This is a genomic window from Streptomyces sp. NPDC003691 (assembly GCF_053981115.1).
Genome location: NZ_JBSFNQ010000054.1, coordinates 35,400 through 54,573, shown reverse-complemented (window position 1 = coordinate 54,573; position 19,174 = coordinate 35,400). Strand labels below are relative to the sequence as shown.

The following is a 19,174-nucleotide window of genomic DNA, read 5'->3' as shown; positions in this document are numbered from 1 at the left end:
AGGAGCCCTACGAGGCCAGCGGCCGCTGGTCCGAGTACGGCCCGGAACTGTTCCGCCTCAAGGACCGCAAGGGCGCCGACTACCTGCTCGGCCCCCGCGGAGAGCCCTACAGCTCCTCGGTGAGCCAGGTCAGAATGCCCGGCAGGGCGTGCAGGGCGTCGAAGTGCGCGGCCGCCGGTTCGAGGACGGCCGTCACCCCCGGGATCCGCTCGGCCAGCCAGCGGGAGTGGCCCACGGGGGAGAAGACGTCCTGTTCGCCGTGCCAGAGCATGACGGGGCAGTCGATGTCCGCCGGATCGAAGCCCCAGGGACTGGAGAACGCCAGGGCGTCGTCGATCCACCCCCAGGCCGACATCCGGAGCGCCTCCTGGTAGTTGCGCAGCAGCATCGACCGGACCCCGGCGTCCGCGACGACCGCCCGGTCCGAGTCCGGCAGTTCCCTGCGGAGGTCGTTGAGCAGCCGGATCGGATCCCGGCGGATCTCGTCGGAGCGCAGGGTGAACACCTTGGTGAAGACCGTGGGATCGTCCAGCGCGGAGGTGTAGGCGTCCACATTGGAGGCGGCCATGCCCTCGAACCAGTCGAGCCCCTCCGCGTCCCGGGGGGCCAGGGTCACCAGGGCGGCCGTCCGGTCGACCCGGTCGGGCATCAGCGCGGCGCAGGCCAGGGCGTGCGGCGCGCCGCCGGAGCGGCCGACCACCGAGAACCGCTCCAGGCCCAGATCGTCGGCGATGGCCCGGACGTCCTGGGCCACATCGGCGACGCTGCGGCCCGCGAGCCGGTCCGATTCGCCGTACCCCGGGCGGTCGTAGGCGATGAGCTGCATTCCGCGCTGGTAGAGGACCATGCCCCGGGGGGCGGGACCCAGTCTGCTGCCGGGGGTGCCGTGGAGCAGGAATACCGGCCTGCCCCCCGGATCCCCCGATAGTTCCGCGATCAGATGCCGCCCGTCGTTCATGCGCACCCGATGTCGCACCCCGACCCCCTTCGCCCCGCGCCCCGGAAGGGCGTGACAGCCGAACACTGTGCATTCCCCGCCCTTCTGATGATTACCCATCCAGCGCCCCGGCTCAGCCGGTTTTTCCATCACTTGGCGGCAGATTCGAAAGCTTCCCGTCCGGGTTCGCGCCGCTGTGCGCCGGTGTTACGCCCCCGGAGCGGGGCCGTCCGCCGTGACCCCTGGGGAGCCCGGTTCCGGCGACGGCTCCCGTTCCGCGGCCCGGCGCCGCAGCACCGCGCAGACCATGGTGACGACCGCCCCGCCGAGTGCCCAGGCGGCGATCACCAGCATCGGTCCGAGGGCTCCGTTGCCGCGGAAATAGGCGATGGAGCGGGCCGCGTAGGTTCCGGCGCCGGGCGGCAGCGCGGGACCGATGGCCCGCCAGAACGGGGGCAGCAGGGGGTAGGGGTAGGCACCGCCGGCGCTGGGGTTGCCCAGCACGACCACCAGCAGGATCGCCAGGCCGATGCCGATGATCCCGGCCAGGCCCTGGAGGGCCAGGGTGAGCGCCCCGACCGCGAACACCAGCAGGGTGCCGAGGCCCCACAGGGCGGCGGTGCTTCCCGGCAGGGCGTCGAGCAGCGGCCCGGCGATCACCGCTCCCAGCAGCCCGGTGACGGCGGCGTACAGCAGCAGGACGGCGAGCCGGATCAGGCCCCGGTGGGGGTTGGCGGGCCGGGCGCCCGCGCTGATGGCCAGGACCGCCGCGCAGAGATAGCCGCCGACGCACCAGCCGACGACCAGATAGAAGGAGGTGAGCCCGCGGGCGTCGCCGGGGGCGTCGGGGACCACGTCGATCACGTCGACGGTACGGCCCCGGGCCTTCTCCGCCCGGGTGACGACGGCCGTCAGGGCGTCGGCGAGGGAGGCCCCGGAGGCGCTGGCCACCAGCATGCGGTCGGGGCCCGCGGGGGCGAGGATCAGGGCGCCGTCGGTCTCGCGCTCCGCGATCCGGGCCCGGGCGGTCGCCTCGTCGGGAACGGCCCGGGGGTCGAGCGGGTTGCCGGGCAGGGCGGCCAGCTCCGCCACGGCCCGTTCGGTGGCGGCGGCGGTCGGCGCGGTCACGGCGATCGGGATGTCCGTGGGCTTCGGCTGGTGGAAGGCGCCGATATAGGAGGTGATGAACCCGAGCTGGAGCGCGAGAACCCCGATGATCAGCAGCGCCGCCCGGAGGGTGACCGCGTCCCTGACCTCGTCGAGGAAGCCGGGGCGCGGCGGGTTCCCGGCCGGGGCTCGGGGGGTGGGCCGGTCGCCGTCCGTTGTCCGCGTCATGGCCCCACGGTCGGCGCAGGGCGGGGCGGGCGCAGGCGGAAGGGGGCCGAACGGGGGACGGCGCCGGGCCTGCGGGACGGGCCGGAGGGGCGGGCGGCGGGCGGCCGGAACGGTCAGGGGCACCGGCCGCGGGAGTGGCCGGTGGAGGTGGAGGTGGCGGGAGTGGCCGGGGGCGCCGGCGGCGGGAGCGGCGCGGGTCCGTCCCGTACGCCGTCCGGACGGGGCACCGGGGCACGCGGGCGATGGGGCTTCACGGGTGACGGGTGACGGGTGACGGGTGCTCGCGGTTCGTGGCGGAAGATCCCGCGCGGGCAGGCTTTCTGACGTGCGCTCAGTTTTTACCGGCGCGTAACTTCCCACTCCGGATTACCCGTGCGTAACTTGTCGTGAGCACCACATTCGTGGGCCCGCCGGCTCCGGTGCTCCGGCCGTCCGGTCTCCCTCCCGGGCGGCCGCCCCCTCCGAGCCGCGAGGAGACCGCCCGATGCCGCTCCGGAACCGATACCTCCGCCCCCTGGCCGCCCTGCTCCTGGCCGCCCTCGCCGCACTGGGCCCCGGCACCCCGGCCGCCGCCGCGGCCGCGGACCCGGTACCCGGGACCGTCGCCCCCGACCGGGGCTGGAACAACTGGTCCTGCAAGCCCTCCGCCGCCCACCCCCGGCCCGTGGTGCTCGTCCACGGCACCTTCGGGAACTCGGTCGACAACTGGCTCGGACTCGCCCCGTACCTGGTCAACCGCGGCTACTGCGTCTACTCGCTGGACTACGGAAAGCTGCCCGGGGTGCCGTTCTTCCACGGGCTCGGCCCCGTCGCCCGGTCCGCCGGGGAACTGGACGGGTTCGTCGACCGGGTACTCGCCGCCACCGGGGCAACGAAGGCGGACCTCGTCGGGCATTCGCAGGGCGGGATGATGCCCCGCCACTATCTGAAGTTCCTCGGCGGCGCCGCGGAGGTCAACGCCCTCGTCGGCATCGCGCCCAGCAACCACGGCACGGATCTGCTCGGGCTCACCCGGCTGCTGCGGTACTTCCCCGGCGCGGAGCAGGCGATCGGCACGACCGCCCCCGCCCTCACCGACCAGATCGCCGGATCACCCTTCCTCACCCGGCTGAACCAGGGCGGCGACACCGTTCCCGGGGTCCGCTACACGGTGATCGCGACCCGCTGGGACCAGGTCGTCACCCCGTACCGCAGCCAGTTCCTGACCGGCCCGGGCGTCCGGAACGTCGTGGTCCAGGACCTCTGCCCGCTCGACCTCTCCGAGCACGTCGCCGTCGGCACCGTCGACCGGATCGCCTTCCACGAGGTCGCCAACGCCCTCGACCCGGCCCACGCCCGGAAAACGGACTGCGCGTCCGTCATCGGATGACGGACGCGCAGCCGTGGGGGCCGCCCGGAGCGCGGCAGGGGGCAGGTGGCGGTCAGCGGCCGCCGGCCGCCGGCCTGCGCCGCGCCGAGGCGAACACCACACCGGCGCCGACGGCGAGCACCAGACCGCCGCCCGCGGCGATGTACATCGTGGTGTTGTCGCCGCCGGTGGCCGCCAGCACCTCGGAGTCACCCTGGCCGGCGGCCGGGGCGGAGCCGCCGAGCTGCGCCTTCGCGCCCTCGTCGGCCTTGCTGCCGGCGGCCTGGTGGCCGGCGTGCTTCGCGGTGTAGGCGGCATTGGCCTTGGCCTCGGACGGCGAGTCGCCGCCGTGGCCGGAGTGGTCGACCGACGACTTCGCCGCGGTCTGCGCGATCTGCTTCTCCGACGGGGCCGCGGCCGCCGGGGCACCGCCCGTACCGCCGCCGAACACCACGTCCGAGCAGGTGTAGAAGGCCTCCGGCGAGTCCGAGCGCTGGAGGATGGAGTAGATCAGGTGGCGGCCCGACTTCTGCGGGACGGTGCCCTCGAAGACGAACGAGCCGTTCACCACCGGCGGGTTGGTGACGGAGGCGAAGGGCTGCGCCTCCAGGTCCGACCACTTCAGCGGCTTGGTGGGGTCGTAGCCGTCCTTGGTGATGAACAGGTCCAGGGTGCCCTTGTGGGGGGCGGTGGCCCGCCACTGGAAGGTCTTCGAACCGGCGGCCATCGGCGACGACGGCCAGTCGGTGCGCGGCGCGTCCAGACCCTTGTACTTGTCCCGGCCGGCGCTGCACAGCTTGCCGTCCGGGATCCGGGCCTGGTGGGCACCGGCCGGGTCGGGCAGGTTGACCTCGTTCCAGTCGTACAGCGGCTGGGTGCCGCCGGCGGCGACCAGCGCCTGACAGGCAGCGGTGTCGGGGTTCTCCGGACCCTCCGCGTGACATGCGGCGATCCTGCTGACCGGGTCCGTCATGGTGCCATGGGCGGCGGCGGGGGTGGCCGTCAGCCCGGTCAGTGCCAGCGGCGCGAAGCCGAGCGCGGCGGCCATCGTGACCTTGCGGCGAGCGCTCATGGTGACGTTCTCCTCAGAGCAAACGTTGGGGGGAGCCGGAGCGGCCCGGACAGGGGTGCGCAGCCCGTGCATCACCTCTTGCGCACAGGGTCCGGGCCGAGCTCCGGCGTTGAGCAAGCTAGCCCCTCGGAGGCCCGAAGTTCCCCGCGGCGACGGGAAGATGCTGATCCTTATCCTTGTTTTAAGGAGGCGCTAAGCGCGGGCTGAGGAAGCGGCTCCGGCCGCTCCGCACCGCACGCAAGGGAACCGACCCGAAGCGGAGGAAGAGCGTCCATGGCAGACAATCCCACCGTCCTGAGCCGGGAAGAACGCGAGGAGTTCCTGCGGGAACCGCATATCGCCGCCCTTTCGGTGGACTCGGGGGAGGAGGGGCGGGCACCCCTGACCCTCCCCATCTGGTACCAGTACGACACGGACGGTGAGCTGTGGGTGATCACCGGCACCACGTCCCGCAAGGCCGGGCTGCTCACCAGGGCCGGCCGCTTCTCGCTGATGGTGGACCGGGTGGTGCCCACCGTGCGGTACGTGTCGGTGGAAGGCCCGATCGTCTCCGCCGAGCCGGCCACCAGGGCACAGCTGGAAGAGATCACCCGGCGCTACCTCCCGCCCGGGAAAGTGGCGGACTATCTGGAGCTGGCCGCCGGCTTCGGTGACCAGACGGTCTTCAGGATGCGCCCCCAGCGCTGGCTGACCGCCGAGCTGGGAGAGTGAGCCGGACCCCGGTAGACCGGCTCTGAGCTGCGAAAACAGTGATAAGGGCGGGGCGGGGCAGTGACCCTGCCCCGCCCCGTGGCCGCGCCCGGCGCCCGGGTTCAGCGGCGCCCCGCGATCCGGTAGCGCCGCTCGGGACGCCCCGTACCCCCGTAACGCAGGGTCACCTCGACCCGTCCCGTCTCCACGAAGTACTCCAGATACCGCCGGGCGCTGACCCGGGACAGCGACCCCGCCTCGGCGCACTCCGACGCCGACAGATCCCCCGGATGCTCCCGCAGAATGCGCTCCACCAGCTCGGCGGTGTGCGGCGCCAGCCCCTTCGGCAGTCCACGGGCGCCCGGCGGCCGGGTGCCGAAGATCTGGTCCACGTCCTCCTGCCGGGCCTGGCCCAGCCGGTCGAAGCGGGAGCGCAGCGAGGCCACGTGCCGCAGTTGCTCCTGGAGCGCGGACTGGGTGAACGGCTTGATCAGATAGTGCAGCGCGCCCGCCCGCAGCGCGGCCCGCACCAGCTCCGCGTCCCGGGCGGCCGTGATGAACAGGGCGTCCACCGTCGCCCGCCCGGGATCCCGTTCCTCGGCGGCCCGCAGCTCGCGCAGCACGCTCAGCCCGTCCATATCGGGCAGGTAGATATCGAGCAGCACAAGGTCGGGCCGCAGCTTCTCCGCCGCCCGCAATGCCTCCGCGCCGTTATGGGCCACCCCGACGACCCGGAAGCCGTCGGTGGCCGACACATAGCGGCTGTGGAGCTTGGCGACCATGAAGTCGTCGTCCACCACCAGCACATTCGTCACGAGCTCACGCTAAGCCGGGACCACAATGACCACAACGTCCGTTGATTCCGGAAGAGAGACACTTTCTTAACGCGACGGCAACATGTGGGCCACCTCACAGAAACTCCTACCGAGAGGCGGCTCACGTGCGATTGCGCACTCCCCTCGCCCTGCTCGGGGCGGCGTTGCTGGTGCTCGTGGGGCCGCCCCTGCTCAGTACGGGCGACACCTCCGAGACCGGCACGAAGATCCCCGGGCTGCGATTCATGGTCCCCAACACTCCCGGCGGGGGCTACGACATCACGGCGCGTACCGCGGCGAAGAACGCCGAGGACGCCGACCTGACCCATGACATCGAGGTCTTCAACCTCCCCGGGGCCGGCGGCACGGTCGGGCTCGCCCGGCTCGTCAGCGAGCACGGCAACGGCAAGCTCGCCATGTCGATGGGCCTCGGCGTCGTCGGCGCCGTCCACGCGAACAAGACCCCGAAGACCCTCGCCGACACCACCCCGATCGCCCGGCTCACCCAGGAGCAGGGCATCGTCGTGGTCTCGAAGGACTCGCCCTACAAGACGATCCAGCAGCTGCTGGAGGCCTGGAAGGAGAACCCCCGCAAGCTCACGGTCGGCGGCGGTTCGTCCCCCGGTGGCCCCGACCACCTCGCCCCGATGCTGATGGCCCAGGCGGCGGGCATCAAGCCCAAGTCCGTCAACTACATCCCCTTCGACGGCGGCGGCGAACTGCTCGCCTCCATCCTGGGCAACAAGGTCGCCTTCGGCGTCTCCGGCGTCAGCGAGTACCTCGACCAGATCAAGTCCGGCGAGCTGCGGCTGCTGGCCGTGACCGGCGCCCAGCGGGTGCCCGGCCTCGACGCCCCCACCCTCCGCGAGGCCGGGCTGGACACCGAGTTCATCAACTGGCGCGGCATTGTCGCACCCCCCGGCCTCTCGGAGCAGGAGCGGGAGAAGCTCCTCGCCCTCGTCGAGAAGCTGCACGCGTCGCCCCAGTGGAAGGAGTCGCTGAAGAAGCACGGCTGGACCGATGCCTACCTCGCCGGTGACGAGTTCGGTGACTTCCTCGACGCACAGAACAAGAGCGTCGACCAGGTGCTGAAGGAGCTGGGACTGTGACCCCGCAGGAGACTCCCGCCGCGCAGCCGGCGGAGAACGCGTCCGCCAAGACCCCCGAGAAGACCGCCGACAAGGCCCCCGAGAGCCGTGGCTCCTGGCTTCGGGACCGCTCCGAGCTCGGTGTCAGCGTGCTGCTGTTCGCCATCGGTCTGCTCGTCCTCGGCGACGCCCTCACCATGGACGTCGAGATAGCCCAGCGGGGCCCGGTCGGCCCCAAGACCGTGCCGATCGTCGTCGGCATCGGCCTGCTGGTGGTCGCCGTACTGCTCGCCGTCGACGTCCTGCGCGGCGGCCGCGGCGAGGCCGAGGGCGGCGAGGACATCGACCTCAGCGAACCGAGCGACTGGCAGACCGTCCTCCTGCTCGCCGGTGTCTTCCTGGCCTTCGCCGTGCTCATCGGACCGATCGGCTTCCCGATCGCCGGAACCCTGCTCTTCTGGGGCGCCGCGTTCGCCCTCGGCAGCAGGCACTTCCACCGCGACCCGCTGATTGCCGCCGTGCTCGCGCTCAGCACGTACTACCTCTTCAACAACCTGCTCGGTGTTCCGCTGCCGGGTGGCCCGCTCATGGGGGTGCTGTAGCCCGATGGATTCGTTCAACTCACTGATCGACGGCTTCGGCACCGCGCTGACGCCCATCAACCTCCTCTGGGCGGCGATCGGAGTGCTCCTGGGCACCGCGATCGGTGTCCTGCCCGGCATCGGCCCCGCGATGGCCGTCGCCCTGCTGCTCCCCGTCACCTACGGACTCGAACCGACCGGCGCGTTCATCATGTTCGCCGGTATCTACTACGGAGCCATGTTCGGCGGCTCCACCACCTCGATCCTGCTCAACACACCGGGTGAGAGCGCGGCGGTGGTCGCCGCGATCGAAGGCAATCCGATGGCGAAATCGGGGCGCGGCTCCCAAGCACTCGCCGCCGCCGCCATCGGTCACTTCGCCGGCGGCATGATCGGCACCATCCTGCTGGTCGCCCTCGCGCCCAAGGTCGCCGAACTCGCCGTCGACATCGGCGCCCCCGACTACTTCGCGATCATGGTGCTGGCGTTCATCGCCGTCACCTCCGTCCTCGGCTCCTCCCGGATCCGCGGACTGGCCTCCCTGCTGATCGGTCTCACCATCGGACTCGTCGGTCTCGACTCGATGACCGGCCAGCAGCGGCTCACCTTCGGCTCGCTCCAGCTCGCCGACGGTGTCGACGTGGTCATCGTGGCCGTCGGTCTCTTCGCCATCGGCGAGGCCCTCTGGGTCGCCGCCCATCTGCGCCGCGGCGCGTCCGCCCCGATCCCGGTCGGCCGCCCCTGGCTCGGCAAGGACGACGTCAAGCGCACCTGGAAGCCCTGGCTGCGCGGCCCGTTCATCGGCTTCCCCTTCGGCGCGATCCCCGCGGGCGGCGCGGAGATCCCCACCTTCCTCTCCTACGTCACCGAGAAGCGGCTCTCCAAGAACAAGAAGGAGTTCGGCAAGGGCGCCATCGAGGGCGTCGCGGGACCGGAGTCGGCGGCGTCCGCCTCGGCCGCGGGCACCCTGGTCTCGATGCTCACCCTCGGTCTGCCCACCACCGCCGTCGCGGCCGTGATGCTGGCCGCGTTCCAGCAGTACGGCATCCAGCCCGGACCGCTGCTCTTCGAGCGCGAGCCCGACCTGGTGTGGGGTCTGATCGCGTCGCTCTTCGTCGGCATGGTCCTGCTGCTGGCGCTGAACCTGCCGCTGGCGCCGGTCTGGGCGAAGCTGCTGCGGATCCCGCGGCCGTACCTCTACGCGGGCATCCTCTTCTTCGCCGGAGTCGGTGCCTACGCGGTCGGCGGCGAGGCCCTCGACCTGGTGATCCTGCTGATCATCGGTCTGATCGGCTTCGGGATGCGCCGCTACGGGCTGCCGATCCTGCCCGCGGTCATCGGTGTCATCCTGGGCCCGGGCGCCGAGCAGCAGTTGCGGCGCGCCCTCCAGCTCAGCGACGGCAGCATCTCGGGACTGGTGAACACCGGCTTCTCCGTCACCGTCTACGTGATCATCGCGATCCTGCTGGCGTGGCCGCTGCTGAAGAAGCTCGTTCTGCGCCGTCGTAACATCACGTCATGAACCCGGATGTGAGATGACCATGGACACCCGCCTCGCCGTCCCCGGAGATGTACCGCTGGTGAAGACCGTGACCGACGCGGCCTACCACCACTACATCGAGCGGATCGGAGTCGTGCCCGCCCCCATGAAGGCGGACCACGCCGCCGATGTGGCGGCGGGGCGGGTGTTCGTGACCGGGGACCCCGTCCGCGGGGTCATCGTCCTCGTCCCCCACGAGGACCACCTCTTCCTGGAGTCCATCGCGGTCCACCCGGACGCCAGGGGCACCGGCCTCGGCCGGGCCCTTCTGCAACTGGCCGAGGTCCGGGCCCGGCAGCTCGGCCTGACGGAGATCCGGCTCTACACCAACGCACTGATGTGGGAGAACCAGAATCTCTACGCGCGTTACGGGTACGAGATCACGGACCGCCGGATCGACGGCCCGTACGACCGCATCCACTACCGCAAACCCCTCGGCGTACCGCTGGGCGAAGCCGCCCCCGGGAGGGCGGACGCCCGTTAGACCGGCGGCGGCGCGGGTCCGCCCGGCTTTCCGGCCCGGCGGGCGGACGTCCGTCAGGCCAGCAGCGGGGCCAGCCCGTCCGGCTCCGCGGCCCGGCGGGCCAGTTCGTCCAGCGCCCGCACGGCCGCCGCGGCGGCTGCCGGATCCCGCTCCGCGAGACCGCTCGCCGCGAACTCGTCCTCGTCCAGCCTGAGCGCGGGCCCGCCGTCCGGCGGCACCCAGAGGTCGAGGTCCAGGTCCTCCACCGTCAGTACGGCGCCGGACACCCCCACCGGCCGGGTGATGTCGCAGTACCAGCCCTTGAGCCCGCCGTCCCCGGTCCTGACCTCCTTCACCGCGTACCAGCGGTCCCGCCAGTAGTACTCGGTGAACACATCGCCCGGCTCGAAGCGGACGAACCCGAAGTCCCGGACACCGGGCGCCGCCCAGGCGGCCCGGACCACCACCCGGGTACCGTCGTCCGCGATCCGCTCCGCCGGATACTCGATCTTGGTGCGGCCCGCCTTCACCAGACGGATCTCCACCGGCGTCCCCGCCGTTCCGGTCATCGTGTCTTTCCTGTCCTCGTGCTTCCGGCGGATCCCGGCGGACCGCCGTACGGATGGGGGACGGGGGGATGGGGGAGAATCGGCGCGTGACCCTCAAGATCGCCATCGATACCGCATCGGGCACCGCCCCCTTCGAACAACTGCGCGCCGGGATCGCGGAACAGGCCCGGTCCGGAGCGCTGCCGGCCGGCTACAAACTGCCGACCGTCCGGGGCCTCGCCGAAGAGCTCGGACTCGCCCCCAATACCGTGGCCAAGGCCTACCGGGCCCTGGAGAGCGACGGGGTCGTCGAGACCCGGGGCCGCAACGGGACCTTCGTCGCCGCGGCGGGCGACGCGGCCGCCCGTGAACTCGCCCGGGCCGCTGACGCCTTCGCCGAACGCGCCCACCGGCTCGGCGCTTCCGCCGGCGAAGCGGCGGCGGCCGTCGGGGACGCGCTGCGCGCCGCGTACGGCACCGGATCCTGACCCCGCGCCCGCCACCGGTCCCGGCCGGCGCGTGCCCCGCCCGCCGCCGGTAGCGCGGCGGCGGGCGTCCGGCTCACAGATACAGGCCCGCGTCCGGCGTCCGGCTCCGGTCCTGAACCGACGGCGGGGTGCTGCCCCGGCGCAGCGCGTACAGCTCGGCGAGCGTCGCACCCTCCCGGCCCACTCCGTCCGCCGTGCCCAGCCAGGCGGTGGACTCCTCGCGCGACAGCGGGCCGACCTCTACCCGGGCCAGACAGCGGCCTGGCCGCACCACGGCGGGATGCAGCCGTTCGAGGTCCTCGTTGGTGGTGATGCCGACGAGGATATTGCGGCCCTGGCCGAGCAGACCGTCGGTCAGGTTCAGCAGCCGGGAGAGCGCCTGCCCGGTGGCGTGCTTGGCCTCGCCGCGGATCAGCTCGTCGCAGTCCTCCAGAAGCAGCAGCCGCCAGCGGCTCTTCGGTCGGCCGCCCGCACCGCCGTCGTCCCCGGCGGCGGCGGCAGCAGCGTCGTCATCGTCTTCCTCGTTGTCCTCGCCGACGGCGATGTCCATCAGATAGCCGACGTCGTTGAAGAGCCGCTCCGGGTCGAGCACGCAGTCCACCCGGCACCAGTCCCGCCAGGACCGGGCCAGGGTCCGCAGCGCGGACGTCTTGCCGGTGCCGGGCGGGCCGTGGAGCAGCAGCAGCCGGCCGGTGATCTCGTCGGGCGTGAGCTTCATCAGCCCGTCGAAGGCCGCTCCGACCGGCGCGGAGTAGTTGCCGCGCACCTCCTCCCAGGAGCCCGCGGTGATCGGCCGGGTGGTCCGGCGGGGGCCGCGGCCGGGGGAGTGGTACCAGAAGCCCATCGTCACGTTCTCCGGTACCGGCTCGGGCTTCTCCTCCGCGTCCCGCACGGTCCGCTCCACGACCTCCCGGGCGAGCTCCGGCGTGACCGCCGTGACCGAGACGTCGACGCCCTGCTGCCAGCGGGAGACCAGCAGCGTCCAGCCGTCCCCCTCGGCCAGCACCGAGCTGCGGCGGTTGGTCCCGACGGACCGGCGCAGTACCCGGGCGTCCGGCGGCAGCAGCGGTGCGTCGGCGCGGACGGTGTCGATGGTGACGGAGTGCGCGCAGGGCTGGTCGCCACCGGCGAAGCGGCTGATGAACAGGGCGTCGATGACATCGGCGGGCGAGTCGTCGTCGGTGAGATGGAGCCGGATCGGCAGGGCGTCCTGGGGCTGCGGGACTGACATGCGCCTTATGATCCGTCACCGGCTCCGGCGGCGCACCGGCTTTTGTGCCCGCCCGGTGCGCGGTGCGGTCCGGAGGGTCCGGTGAGAGGCCCGGAGCGGTGTCCGCCGGTTCCCGGTGACCGGCGCGTACGGGCCCGGCGGGCGCGGGCCGGTACCGCCGGGCCCGCGCTTCCGTTCGCCGGGCCGGGCCGGGCCGTCAGGCCCGGGCGCCGGGCCCGGCCGCCTCCCGCAGCAGTGTCGCCGCGCGGCGGGTGCGGCGCACGGCCGCGTACCCCTTGGTGAGCACCCGGTCCGCGGCGAAGGTGCGGACGATCGCCCGGCCCTCCACGATCCGGGTGAACTCGTCGATACCGGTCCGGCGGCGGACGGTCAGCCGTTCGACGGCGTACGGGCCCTGGGCGGCCCGGGCCAGGCCGTTGCCGACCGCGAACGCCTGGGCGAAGCCCGCCGCCCGGACCGTTTCGCGGACCCGGCGGCTGGAGTAGCCGTAGGGGTACGCGAAGGATCCGGGCAGCTCGCCCAGTTCGCCCGCGACGACGTCCCGGCAGTGCTCGGTCTCGAACCGCAGCCGTGCGTCGTCGATCTGGTCCATCTGCGGATGGCTGTGGGTGTGGCCGCCGATCTCGCAGCCGGCCGCGGCCAGTTCCCGCACCTGGTCCCAGTCGAGCATGGTGTCCAGGGCGCCGCCCTCCTCGTGGGCGCCCCGCAGCCAGCCCGTGGAGACGAAGAGGGTGCTGGCGAAACCGCGCTCCGCCAGCACCGGCAGGGCATACCGGTGCACCCCCTCGTAACCGTCGTCGAAGGTGATCAGCACCGGGCGGGCGGGCAGCGGCCGGCGCTCGCCGGACCGCCAGGCGGCACCCAGTTCGGCCGTGGTGACCGGGGTGAAACCGCGTTCGGCGAGGACTGCCATCTGTTCGGCGAAGGCCGCCGGGGTGACGGAGAGCCCGTAGGTCTCCTTCGCCGGGTCGTCGGCCACCGCGTGGTACATCAGTACGGGAACGGGTGTGTTCATCCGGTGCGGGTCTCCCCGGTCGTCACGGCGGCTCCGGTGCTCCCGGCCGCGGACTCGTGGTCCGTGGTCTCGTGGTCCGCGGGCAGCGGCGCGATCGGCCCCGACGAGAAGGTGACCCCGCCCCGGCGGGCCCGCAGGGTGCCCAGGGCATAGCCCCCGGCGGCCGCGGCGACCCCGGCGACGATGGCCCCGGCGCGGCCCGCGCCGCCCGGCCGGCCCCGGGCCGCGTCCCGCAGCCCCCGGACCACTCCGGCGGGCAGCACCCGGGTGGTGTAGGCGCGTTCGGACTCCAGCCCCTTGCCCGCGCCCACACTCCTGGCCACCAGCGCCTTGGACAGCCCTTCGGCATAGGTGCGGGTACGGAAGTAGGCGAAGCGCTCACGGACCGAGGGCACCTTGTGGTGGATGACCGCCCGGTCGTCGATCAGCAGCACCGCGTCCGGCAGCGCCTGCGACAGCCGGATGCACAGCTCGGTCTCCTCGCAGCCCAGCGGCCGCTTGTCGCCGTCGCGGCCGATGCCGGTGGCGAACCCCCCGGCGGCGTCGAACGCGGTGCGCCGGAAGGAGGCGTTGCCGCCGAGTACGTTGCGGACCCGCACCCGGCCCGGGGGCAGCCCCCGGTAGGTGCAGCCGACGACCCAGTCGAACTCCTCGGGGAACCAGTCCGGCCGCCGGCCGGAGGCCCAGGCGGCGTCGGTGCGGCCGCCGACGGCCACCACCGCCGGGTCGTCGTAGCCCTCGGCGAAGACGCGCAGCCAGTCGGGTTCGGCCACCGCGTCGTCGTCGAGGAAGGCCACGAACTCGCCGCGGGCGGCGGCGATGCCGGTGTTGCGCCCGGCCGAGAGACCGCGGGGGCCCGCGTTGGCGAGCACCCGGACGGCCGCGCCCCGGGGCAGGTCCGGCGAGTCCGCCGCGTACTCCTCGAACTCCCGGGCCAGCCTGCCGAGGAGCGCCGGATTGTGGTCGACGACCAGCAGGGTTTCCAGGGCGGGCAGCGACTGGGCGCGGACCGAGGCGACGGCTTCGAGGATGTCGCTCCAGCGGTCCTCGGTGTAGACGCAGACGACCACCGAGAAACCGCGCCCGGCGGCGGAGCCGGAGCCGGAGCCGGGGCCGGAGGGGCCGGGGCCCGGCCCGGAGACCGGGCCGGGGTCCTCGCTCACGCGGACTCCCCGCGCTCGGCGCGGACGCCGGAGCCGCCCTGGGCGCGGCGGCGGGCGGCGCGGGTGACGCCCTTCTCCTTCAGGATGACCCGCAGCACCCGCAGTCCGTCGCGGACCGCGCTGAGGTTGCTGACGCCGTGGATGCGGTCGTACTCGTAGCTCGGCACCTCCTGCACCCGGAGTCCGGCCTTGACGACGCGGATGTTCATCAGCGTCTCGATCTCGAAGCCGGTGCAGTCCAGCCGGATGTCGTCCAGGCAGTGCTTCCAGAAGGCGTTGTAGCCGTAGCAGAGGTCGGTGTAGCGGGCGCCGAACTTGGCGTTGACCGTGGCGCACAGCACCCGGTTGCCCAGCTTGCGGATGAAGGTCATGTCGTCGGTGCCGCCGCCGTTGGCGAAGCGGGAGCCCTTGGCGAAGTCCGCGCCGGAGACCAGGGCGGAGACGTACGAGACTATCTCGCTGCCGTGGGCGGAGCCGTCCGCGTCGACCATCACGATGATGTCGCCGGTGCAGGCGGCGAAACCGCTGATCAGGGCGTCGCCCTTGCCCTTGCCCTCCTGGGTGACGACCTTCACGTCGGGCCACAGCTGCCGGGCGACCTCGACGGTGTCGTCGGTGGAGTTGCCGTCGACGAGCACGACCTCGTGGATCCAGTCGGGCAGCGTCTTGAAGACGTGCGGAAGGTTCTGCGCCTCGTTCATGGCCGGGATCACCACGCTCACGGGCGGGGCGATGGCCAGGTGCGAGGAGACCGGCCGGTAGTGTCTTGCGGCGCCGTCGTCCGGGCCGGCGGCCGGATCGGCACCCGTCTCCCGCTCGCCGAGCAGGGCGGTGCCCGCCTCGGGACCGTGCCCCGGGTCGGCCGCCGTCGAACCGTGCCCCGGGTCGGCCGGGCGCAGAACTGAAGTCATTGGATTGTTTTCCCTCTCCACCGGTGGACCGCCCGCGCCCGGGCGGTCAGGACGCATGTCCGGTTTAAAGGGGGGTTACTTCTCGCTCGGCCACGGCGGAGCAGCACTCCGCACCAAGGGACGAGTTACAGAACTGGCCGCGCGGTACGCCTCGGTACGCAGTCGATGACGAGCACGAATACGAGTACGCGAACCGGGTACGGCACCCCCCTACCGCGCCCACCCGCTCCGAGCCACCGCGGCGCGCGAGCCCTCCCCTTGAGCCGCTTCGTGATGTCTCAAAAGCGAGTGGTTGTCTGACGGTATTGATGTTGGCGACTGTATGACAAGCCCAGGAACGTGGACTTGATTTTTTGCATTTTCGAGACCGAATGACCGGTCACTGGTGGATCTGTTCCGGCATGGACCGTTCGTTCCTCCGGTCCGCCGCTGCCCAGAGGAACAGCAGTGCGGAGACAGTCACGATAACCGCCACGGATGAACCCGTTGACAACGCCTCCAGTCCGGACAGTGCCGCCGCGGCTGCGAGGTCGATCGCACCGGCGCCGGCAACGGCGGCCGCCGTACGCGCCCCCGGTTCCATCCGGCGCAGCAGTGCGAAGAGTCCGGCTGCGGGTGCGGCGAACAGAAAGAACAGGACGAAGGGGGCGCGAAGGGGTGAATCGCTGCCCAACAGGGCCAGTGCGACGCCGGTTCCGGCCGTGGCGCACGCGGCCCCCGCGAGGATCGGTGGAAGATCGTTCCTGATCGCCGGTGGTGTGTCGTCGTGGTCCCGCATGGGCGGTTGTGCTCCCGGGCAGCCTGGGGTGGAGCCCTACATGCTGAACCGCGGTTGATTCCGCGTCAAGAAGAGTGACCAATCTCTCTTGTCATGAACATTCTCTGTCGATCGGGCCGCCTGGTACCACGGTGGGCGCAGCGATCCTGCCTAGAGGGAGAATCCATGAAACCGACCCGTGTCGTGAAACTCGCGTCCACGCTTCTGCTCGGTGCCTTACTCGCGGTCGCCGGAGCCGCCCCGGCCCAGGCCGGAGAGGCGGCCGCCCCCGTCGACTACGTCGCCCTCGGCGACTCCTACTCCTCGGGCGTGGGCGCGGGCGACTACGACGGGGCGAGCGGCGACTGCAAGCGCAGCAACCGCGCCTACCCGAAGCTCTGGGCGGCCGCGAACGCGCCCTCCTCGTTCTCCTTCACCGCCTGCTCCGGAGCCCGTACCAACGATGTCAGCGCGAACCAGCTCGGCCCGCTGAACTCCGGCACCGACCTGGTCTCCCTCACCGTCGGGGGCAATGACGCGGGCTTCTCGGACGTGATGACGACCTGCGTCCTCCAGTCCGAGTCCGCCTGTATCAACCGGGTGAACCAGGCCAAGGCGTACGTCGACTCGACCCTGCCGGGCCGGCTCGACAGCGTGTACGGCGCGATCCGCGCCAAGGCACCCGCCGCCCGGGTCGTGGTGCTCGGCTATCCCCGCTTCTACAAGCTCGGCGGCGGCTGTCTGCTCGGTCTGAGCGAGAACGAGCGGGCCGCCATCAACGGCGCGGCCGACCATCTGAACACCGCCGTCGCCAAGCGGGCCGCCGACCACGGCTACACCTTCGCCAGTGTCGTACCCGCCTTCACCGGGCACGAGATCTGCTCCTCCGCGCCGTGGCTGCACAGCGTGAACTGGACCAGCATCGGCGACTCGTACCACCCGACCGCGGCCGGACAGTCCGGCGGCTATCTGCCGGTCTTCCGCTCGAACGCCTGACGGCCCGGGAGTCCGGCGGTCCGGCGGTCCGGTGACCCGGCCGCTCCGGCGGCGGGCTCCCGCCCGCTCCGCCGGGCCCGGACCCGGACCCGGGTCAGCCGCCCGCCCCGGTTGTCGTCCCGGCGGTCGCACCGGCCGCCGGGGCACTCGCGGACGCCGACCCCGCACCCGACGGCGGCGTCCGCTCGCACACCACCGTGAACGCGACCCACTCCGAACGCGCCGCGACCGGCTTCCGGATCTCCACCCGGATCCGGTCCCGGAGCGTTTCCCCCTCCCGGTACGCGGAGACCGTGTGCTCCACCGTCCGCGTGCGCTCCCCGTACGCCCCGAAGTCGAGGGTCCGCCACCGGGAGTCGGTCGCGGTGCCGTTCTCGGTGGTCCAGCGGTACTCGACGGCCGTGGGGACCGAGCCGACCGTGATCCGCGCCCGGAAGGCCGGGGCGGCGGCGGAGGCGGCCGGCGGGCAGCTGCCCGTCCAGCCGTCGCGTACCGCCTCGACGGTGACGGTCACGCGCTGCCGCACCTCCCGCGAGGGCGAGGCCGCGGCGCTCGGGCCGGCCGGCGCACTGCGCGTGCCGCCGCCGGCGGCCACGGGCGCCTTCACCGGCGAGTCGGTGGTCCGGGCGGCGGACGACGCGGCGCCGGCCGGCCTGTCCTTGTCGCCCCCGCCGCCGAGTTGTCCGATCAGCGCCCAGGCCAGTCCGGCCGAGGCGATCACGGCGAGCGCCGCCCCCGCCGCGAGGACCGCCTTCGCCCGCTTGTCCGGCGGGCCGGGATCGGCCCCGGCGGTGCCGGGTACGGCGGCGGGCCCGGACACGGGGGACGCGACGGTCACCGGTACCGGGCCGGGCAGCGGGGTCGCCGTCGTGACGGTCGGCGCGTACGCCCCCGGGAGCGCCGCCGGTCCGGCGGCCGTACCCCCGGCACCGATCACCCGCAGCGCCCTGGTGGCCTCGGCCGCCCCCAGCCGCTCCGCCGGATCCTTCTGCAGCAGCCCGGCGATGACCGGCGCCAGCTCCCCGGCCAGCCGGGACGGCGGCAGCGGGTCCTCCACCACCGATTGCAGGGTGCCCAGCGCCGTGTTCCGGCGGAACGGCGACGCGCCCTCCACCGCCGCGTACAGCAGCACCCCCAGCGACCACAGGTCCGAGGCGGGACCCGGGTTCCGCCCGAGGGCCCGCTCCGGGGCGAGGAACTCCGGGGAGCCGACGAGTTCACCCGTCATGGTGAGCTGGGGGGTGCCCTCGACGGAGGCGATGCCGAAGTCCGAGAGCACCACCCGCCCGTCGTTGCCGATCAGGACGTTCCCCGGTTTGACATCGCGGTGGAGTACGCCGGCCTCATGGGCGGCCGTCAGCGCGGCCAGCACCTCGGCGCCGATCCGGGCGGCCCGCTGCGGGGTGAGCGGGCCCTCGGCGGCCAGCACCTCGGCCAGCGACAGGCCCCGCACCAGCTCCATCACGATCCACGGCCGGTCCGCGTCGCCCTCCCCGCCGCTGCCGCCCCGGTCGCCGTCCGCGCCGTGGCCCGCCCCGCCGCGGTCGAACACCACGTCGTACACGGTGACCGCGTTGCGGTGGGAGACCCGGCTCGCGGCCCGGGCCTCGCGCTCCAGCCGGGCGTAGAGCCGCCGGACGTCCGCGGTGCCGAGGCCCCCCGGGGCCCGTACCTCCTTGACCGCCACCTCGCGGTCCAGTACTTCGTCCCTGGCGCGCCACACCACTCCCATGCCGCCCTCGCCCAGCGGGGCGTCCAGGCGGTACCGGTCGGCGACGAGTCTTCCGTGCATCAGGGCTCCCATCCGAAAGGGCGGAGGTACGGCGGTGCACGACATCGAGGAACCCCGCCGGAAGCCGGGGGGAAACCCTTTCAAGTTAGCCGGAATCCGGCCCGCTGCGGCCCCCCGGGAGCGCACTTGGAGCGCGCCCGGCACCCTCCTGTCACCGGCTTGTCACCAACCGCCGGACGGCCGTGGTGCCGCTGTGAGCGCGATCACTTCCTGTCGCTGCCGGGGCTGCTGTGACTACTGTGATGTCACGGCCGCGATGCCGGTATCTGTCCAACTCGCCGGGAAATCGACCGAATTGACGGTGCCGGTGGGGGGTGGCGTCAACTCGCGTACGGGCGTGGTGAATCGCGCAGGCGGGATACACGAGTGTCACCCGGGGGCGATAGGGTTAACCTGCCCGGGCC

19 protein-coding genes are annotated in these 19,174 nt (G+C 72.7%); 8 read left to right on the top strand and 11 right to left on the bottom strand.

All coding sequences use genetic code 11. The features are described from left to right. Positions 1-106: 106 nt before the first annotated feature. Positions 107-976, bottom strand: coding sequence for an alpha/beta fold hydrolase (locus ACWDR0_RS23695; RefSeq protein ID WP_456353745.1), 870 nt, complete (start codon positions 974-976; stop codon positions 107-109). 168 nt (positions 977-1,144) lie between these two features. Beyond that, the gene (locus ACWDR0_RS23690) at positions 1,145-2,272 is read right to left on the bottom strand and encodes a DUF3533 domain-containing protein (RefSeq protein WP_456353744.1); all 1,128 of its coding nucleotides are present in this window, start codon (positions 2,270-2,272) and stop codon (positions 1,145-1,147) included. 484 nt (positions 2,273-2,756) lie between these two features. Between ACWDR0_RS23690 and ACWDR0_RS23685 the strand changes: the two genes are divergently transcribed. Further along, positions 2,757-3,641 carry an esterase/lipase family protein gene (locus tag ACWDR0_RS23685; RefSeq protein WP_456353743.1) on the top strand — a complete coding sequence of 295 codons (885 nt, stop codon included), beginning with the start codon at positions 2,757-2,759 and terminating at the stop codon, positions 3,639-3,641. A gap of 52 nt (positions 3,642-3,693) precedes the next feature. Here ACWDR0_RS23685 and ACWDR0_RS23680 read toward each other — a convergent pair whose 3' ends face one another. Further along, entirely contained in the window at positions 3,694-4,692 is a 999-nt protein-coding gene (locus ACWDR0_RS23680) for a lytic polysaccharide monooxygenase (RefSeq protein WP_456353742.1), read from the bottom strand. Positions 4,693-4,965: 273 nt separating this feature from the next. Here ACWDR0_RS23680 and ACWDR0_RS23675 point away from each other — a divergent pair, with 273 nt between their 5' ends. Continuing rightward, entirely contained in the window at positions 4,966-5,403 is a 438-nt protein-coding gene (locus tag ACWDR0_RS23675; protein WP_456353741.1) for a pyridoxamine 5'-phosphate oxidase family protein, read from the top strand. Between the two features lie 101 nt (positions 5,404-5,504). Here the strand turns inward: ACWDR0_RS23675 and ACWDR0_RS23670 are convergent, their stop codons facing one another. Then, a complete protein-coding gene (locus ACWDR0_RS23670) occupies positions 5,505-6,188 on the bottom strand; it encodes a response regulator (RefSeq protein ID WP_456353749.1) in 684 nt (227 codons plus the stop codon). A gap of 134 nt (positions 6,189-6,322) precedes the next feature. Between ACWDR0_RS23670 and ACWDR0_RS23665 the strand changes: the two genes are divergently transcribed. Genes ACWDR0_RS23665 through ACWDR0_RS23650 form a run of 4 tightly spaced genes read left to right on the top strand, consistent with a single transcriptional unit; the run spans position 6,323 to position 9,890 of the window. Further along, the gene (locus ACWDR0_RS23665) at positions 6,323-7,306 is read left to right on the top strand and encodes a Bug family tripartite tricarboxylate transporter substrate binding protein (RefSeq protein ID WP_456353740.1); all 984 of its coding nucleotides are present in this window, start codon (positions 6,323-6,325) and stop codon (positions 7,304-7,306) included. Next, entirely contained in the window at positions 7,303-7,887 is a 585-nt protein-coding gene (locus tag ACWDR0_RS23660) for a tripartite tricarboxylate transporter TctB family protein (RefSeq protein WP_456353739.1), read from the top strand. Before ACWDR0_RS23665 ends, ACWDR0_RS23660 begins: the two co-directional genes overlap by 4 nt. Before the next feature lie 4 nt (positions 7,888-7,891). Further along, the gene (locus tag ACWDR0_RS23655) at positions 7,892-9,388 is read left to right on the top strand and encodes a tripartite tricarboxylate transporter permease (protein WP_456353738.1); all 1,497 of its coding nucleotides are present in this window, start codon (positions 7,892-7,894) and stop codon (positions 9,386-9,388) included. Between the two features lie 13 nt (positions 9,389-9,401). After that, positions 9,402-9,890, top strand: a complete 489-nt coding sequence (locus ACWDR0_RS23650; protein WP_456353737.1) for a GNAT family N-acetyltransferase — start codon at positions 9,402-9,404, stop codon at positions 9,888-9,890. 53 nt (positions 9,891-9,943) lie between these two features. On the opposite strand, the gene ACWDR0_RS23645 is transcribed toward ACWDR0_RS23650, so the two are convergent. Further along, positions 9,944-10,438 carry a DUF402 domain-containing protein gene (locus tag ACWDR0_RS23645; RefSeq protein WP_456353736.1) on the bottom strand — a complete coding sequence of 165 codons (495 nt, stop codon included), beginning with the start codon at positions 10,436-10,438 and terminating at the stop codon, positions 9,944-9,946. Between the two features lie 86 nt (positions 10,439-10,524). Here ACWDR0_RS23645 and ACWDR0_RS23640 point away from each other — a divergent pair, with 86 nt between their 5' ends. Next, complete coding sequence (locus ACWDR0_RS23640; protein WP_456353735.1) at positions 10,525-10,905, top strand: GntR family transcriptional regulator; 381 nt, start codon at positions 10,525-10,527, stop codon at positions 10,903-10,905. A 73-nt stretch (positions 10,906-10,978) separates the two neighbouring features. Here the strand turns inward: ACWDR0_RS23640 and ACWDR0_RS23635 are convergent, their stop codons facing one another. The 5 genes from ACWDR0_RS23635 to ACWDR0_RS23615 all read right to left on the bottom strand — a co-directional run bounded on the left by ACWDR0_RS23635 (position 10,979) and on the right by ACWDR0_RS23615 (position 16,003). After that, positions 10,979-12,136 (bottom strand): DUF5925 domain-containing protein, encoded by a 1,158-nt coding sequence (locus ACWDR0_RS23635; protein ID WP_456353734.1) that lies wholly within the window; start codon positions 12,134-12,136, stop codon positions 10,979-10,981. A 196-nt stretch (positions 12,137-12,332) separates the two neighbouring features. Next, complete coding sequence (locus ACWDR0_RS23630; RefSeq protein ID WP_456353733.1) at positions 12,333-13,151, bottom strand: polysaccharide deacetylase family protein; 819 nt, start codon at positions 13,149-13,151, stop codon at positions 12,333-12,335. Further along, on the bottom strand, positions 13,148-14,221 hold the full coding sequence (locus tag ACWDR0_RS23625; protein WP_456353748.1) for a glycosyltransferase family 2 protein: 1,074 nt from the start codon (positions 14,219-14,221) through the stop codon (positions 13,148-13,150). Before ACWDR0_RS23625 ends, ACWDR0_RS23630 begins: the two co-directional genes overlap by 4 nt. Positions 14,222-14,310: 89 nt before the next feature. After that, the gene (locus ACWDR0_RS23620; protein WP_456353732.1) at positions 14,311-15,225 is read right to left on the bottom strand and encodes a glycosyltransferase family 2 protein; all 915 of its coding nucleotides are present in this window, start codon (positions 15,223-15,225) and stop codon (positions 14,311-14,313) included. 379 nt (positions 15,226-15,604) lie between these two features. Further along, positions 15,605-16,003, bottom strand: a complete 399-nt coding sequence (locus ACWDR0_RS23615) for a hypothetical protein (protein WP_456353731.1) — start codon at positions 16,001-16,003, stop codon at positions 15,605-15,607. 165 nt (positions 16,004-16,168) lie between these two features. On the opposite strand from ACWDR0_RS23615, the gene ACWDR0_RS23610 reads away from it, so the two are divergent. Then, positions 16,169-16,978, top strand: coding sequence for an SGNH/GDSL hydrolase family protein (locus tag ACWDR0_RS23610; RefSeq protein ID WP_456353730.1), 810 nt, complete (start codon positions 16,169-16,171; stop codon positions 16,976-16,978). A gap of 94 nt (positions 16,979-17,072) precedes the next feature. Here the strand turns inward: ACWDR0_RS23610 and ACWDR0_RS23605 are convergent, their stop codons facing one another. Continuing rightward, positions 17,073-18,770 (bottom strand): serine/threonine-protein kinase, encoded by a 1,698-nt coding sequence (locus ACWDR0_RS23605; protein ID WP_456353729.1) that lies wholly within the window; start codon positions 18,768-18,770, stop codon positions 17,073-17,075. Between the last annotated feature and the right edge of the window lie 404 nt (positions 18,771-19,174).